We start from the raw sequence: 3896 nt of genomic DNA, 5'->3' as shown, positions 1-3896 counted from the left end.
GTACCGTCAACGGCCCCTACGCGCTGGTCGCCGATGCGGGCGCCGGTACGGTCAGCTTTGCCGGTGCCGTAGGCTCCAGCCGCGCCCTGACGCTGCTGTCGGCCGGCGGTTCTTCCGTCCGGCTGGGCAGCGTCACCACCAGCGGTTTGCAGGATTATGCGGGTGCCATCACGCTTTCCGGTGATCTGGTCAGCACGACAGGCGGTTCCATCCGCCTGGGCGGCCCGGTCACGCTGACGGGCAATAGCAGCATCGTGACGGCCGGTTTCGCAAATGACGACATCCAGGTCGCGGGTACCGTCAACGGCCCCTACGCGCTGGTCGCCGATGCGGGCGCCGGTGCAGTGACTTTCTCCGGTGCCGTAGGCTCCAGCCGCGCCCTGACGCTGCTGTCGGCAGGGGGTTCTTCCGTACGGCTGGGCAATGTCACCACCAGCGGCCTGCAGGATTATGCCGGTGCCGTCACGCTTTCCGGTGATCTGGTCAGCACGGTGGGCGGTTCTATCCGCCTGGGCGGCCCGGTCACGCTGGCGGGCAATAGCAGCGTTGTGACGGCCGGTTTCGCAGGCGACAACATTCAGGTCGCGGGTACCGTCAACGGCCCTTACGCGCTGGTCGCCGATGCGGGCGCCGGTGCAGTGACCTTCGCCAGTGCCGTAGGCGCCGGCCGCGCCCTGACGCTGCTGTCGGCCGGCGGTTCTTCCGTCCGGCTGGGCAGCGTCACCACCAGTGGTTTGCAGGATTATGCGGGTGCCATCACCCTTTCCGGTGATCTGGTCAGCACGACAGGCGGTTCCATCCGCCTGGGTGGTCCGGTCACACTGGCGGGCAACAGCAGCGTTGTGACCGCCGGCTTCGCAGGCAATGACATCGGCTTCCAGGGCAATATCGATGGCGCCTATAGCCTGGTCGCCGATGCGGGTCAGGGACAGGTGCGGGTTGATGGCACGGTGGGTGGCAAACGTGCCCTGACGCTGTTTGCGGCCGGCGGTGCGTCGGTCAAACTGGGTGATGTAACGACCAGCGGCCTGCAGGATTATGCCGGAGCCATCACGCTTGCCGGCAATCTGGTCAGTACGGGTGGCGGCTCCATCCGTCTGGCGGGCCCTGTGGGTCTGGCGGCCAACAGCGCCATCGTCACGGCCGGCTTTGCCGGTGACGATATCGAAATTGCCGGCGCGGTCGATGGCGCCCATGCCCTGGTTCTGGATGCCGGTGCCGGGCGGATCGGACTGACGGGCATGGTGGGGGCGGGTCGTGCCCTGACCAGCTTTGCGGCGGGTGCCGCGTCTGTCGTTCTGAGGGACGTCACCACTGTCGGCCAGCAGGATTATGCGGGTGCTGTCTCCCTGAACGGCCATCTGCTCAGCACGGTCGGCGGTGCCATCCGTGTGGGCGGCCCCCTGACCCTGACCGGTGACAGTGCCATCGTCTCCGCCGGTTATAGCGGTGACGACATCCGGCTGGCCGGTGCGGTGAACGGTCCCTACGCGCTGGTCATCGATGCCGGGGCGGGTCGCGCCACGCTGGCCGATGCCGTGGGCGGCAGCAGCGCCCTGAAGCTGATTTCCGTGGCCGGCGCCGGGGTCAGCCTGCGGGGCGTCAAGACAACGGGGCAGCAGGATTATGCCGGTGCCATCACCCTGAACGGTGACCTGACCAGCAGCACGGGCGGCAATATCCGTCTGGGCGGCCCGGTCACGCTTGCCGCCGACACCAGCATCCGCAGCGCCGGTGCGGCGTCCGACGCGGTTTTGATCGGTGGCGCCGTTTCCGGACCCTATCGCATGACCATCCGCGCCGGCAGTGGGGCGGTGGGCCTGGATGGGGCTGTCAGCGGTCTGTCCGCGCTGGACGTTACGGGTGGGGCGGTGACCTTCGCCGGCCCCGTCAATGTCACGGCCGCCCTGACCGCCACCGGCACGCGCCTGACCACGGGCAGCCTTGCCGCCAGCGCCGTCACCCTGGCCGGCACCGAGGCCCTGACGGCCGGCCCCATCACGGCGGGCCAGGATGTACGTGTCACGGCGGGCAAGGGCGCCACCCTGGGTACGGTTACTGCCCGGACCCTGACGGCCAATGCGGGAACCGATCTGCGCCTGGCGGGCGTGACCGGTGACAGTGCCCGGCTTTCCGCCGGAAACCGCATTGCGGCGACCGGCCCGCTCAGCCTGACCGGCGATCTCACCCTGGAAACGGCGGGCACGGCCACGGGCCTGGATGTGCGGGTCGGGTCCTTGACCTATCGCGGGGCCGGGCGGTTCGGGGCCACCGGCACGGTGGCGGGTGTGGCCGGCACCGACGCCGCCGATCTGGTGCTGGTGGCGGGGTCGCGCACCGGCACCTACCTGTTCGCCGACCGGCCTGTGTTCGGTGTCGCGGCCCTGGTGGATCGCCACCGCCTGGATATTCCGCTGGTCGATACGGTACCGGCGGATGATGGTGATGTCCGCACCGCGCCGCTGGTTCTGGACCAAGCCACAATCAGGGATGACCTGATCAGCTTCCAGGATTGACGCTACGCGCCGTGGTCACCCTGCGCGCCGGGCCTTCTTGTCCGCATACATACGGGCATCGGCCTCGCGCAGGGCATCTTCCGGCGTCGTGCTGTCGGGATCGACCTGGATCACGCCGAAGCTGGCGCCCGGATAGTCCAGGCTGCAACTTTCCAGATCGTATCGGCCGCGCAGGAGGGGGGCCAGCCGGCGATAGGCCGCATCCTCCGCCGCCTCTCCGGGGGCCGACAGGCCGATGATGATGAATTCATCACCGCCCAGCCGGCCCAGAACGTCGCCCTTGCGCAGGCCGGCCGTCAGGCGCTGGCCCACGGCGATCAGGAACCGGTCCCCCGCCTCGTGCCCGTGGGTGTCGTTGATGGCCTTGAAACCATCCAGATCGATGAAGGCCAGCAGCACCTGCTGGCGGGTCCGCCGGGCCAGGGCGAACAGGCGGCGCAGTTCGGCCATGGCGAACCGCCGGTTGGGCAGGCCGGTCAGCGCGTCCGTCGTCGATTCCGCTTCCAATGCCGCATTTGACTGACGCAGCCGGTCCAGCAGTTGCTCGCGTTGCAACTGCTTGGAAATAAGGGTGGAGAATAGAGACAGAACCTGCCGTCCCTGCGGCGTCATCGGACGGCTGTCGCTGCTGGCGGCGCAAAGCGTGCCATAAAGCGCGTTATCATCCACATAGACGGGGACACTGGCATAGGTGCGGATGCCCAAAGCCTGTGCGGCGTCGCAATCGCCCCAGCAACTGGCCACATCGTCGGTGAAGTTACGCCCCTCATCCAGGGCCCGCTTGCACAATGTGTCGTCCCAGGGAACGGACAGACCCTCCGGGATCTGCATCGTGCGGCTGTTCCGGGAATACAGGATGGTCTGCACGCCGGCATCGCCATCGACCCGCGTCAGATAGGTGCTTTCCAGACCGGTTACCAGTTCCAGCAGTTCCAGCAGCGGGCGCGTCAGTTCCTCGACATTGCTGGCCGCCAGCATGGCGCCGGACATGCGTGCCAGGAAATCCGGCGGGGCACTCTGTTCTCCGATCATCGACAACCGTCCACGTTACCACCTGGCCGATCAATCCGGGATCAGCTTCGTTCAAACCGGATCGTAGCGGCGGCGGCGCGCGCCCGCAATCACAACCCTTGCCCGCTATCCGCACGGATGGTGCTTGCCACCCGTCAGGATGATGAAGACCGTATCGTTTATATTCACCCGTTAACCATATCAGTTCGCTTCAAATATAATCCGATAATATTATTCCGTGCTTCATTAGCAATTTTTATCATCGATGAAGGATATTTCTGATGTCCAGCTGCGGGATCTGGCATTGGCGCTGTGATCATCATGATCACAGCGCCCGGAAGGTGAAGTTGGCGAATGTCGCTGTACCGG

General features: G+C 66.5%; 3 protein-coding genes. 1 reads left to right on the top strand and 2 read right to left on the bottom strand.

The window, feature by feature from the left end:
* On the top strand, nucleotides 1-2516 hold a 2516-nt coding region (locus KBA48_RS32690), incomplete at its 5' end, for a beta strand repeat-containing protein (RefSeq protein WP_367273906.1).
* 15 nt (nucleotides 2517-2531) lie between these two features.
* Here the strand turns inward: KBA48_RS32690 and KBA48_RS32685 are convergent.
* Both KBA48_RS32685 and KBA48_RS32680 read right to left on the bottom strand, forming a co-directional pair.
* The gene (locus KBA48_RS32685; RefSeq protein WP_292912848.1) at nucleotides 2532-3548 is read right to left on the bottom strand and encodes a sensor domain-containing diguanylate cyclase; all 1017 of its coding nucleotides are present in this window, start codon (nucleotides 3546-3548) and stop codon (nucleotides 2532-2534) included.
* Nucleotides 3549-3712: 164 nt separating this feature from the next.
* A partial coding sequence (locus KBA48_RS32680; RefSeq protein WP_292912847.1) for a hypothetical protein occupies nucleotides 3713-3896 on the bottom strand: 184 nt, incomplete at its 5' end.

Source organism: Niveispirillum sp. (assembly GCF_017996735.1).
Lineage (GTDB): Bacteria > Pseudomonadota > Alphaproteobacteria > Azospirillales > Azospirillaceae > Niveispirillum.
This window is presented reverse-complemented; position numbering and strand designations above follow the sequence as displayed.

Excerpts from the sequence above, each read along its gene's own strand:
- KBA48_RS32685 (WP_292912848.1), bottom strand. The coding sequence starts at position 3,548 with ATGATCGGAGAACAGAGTGCCCCGCCGGATTTCCTGGCACGCATGTCC.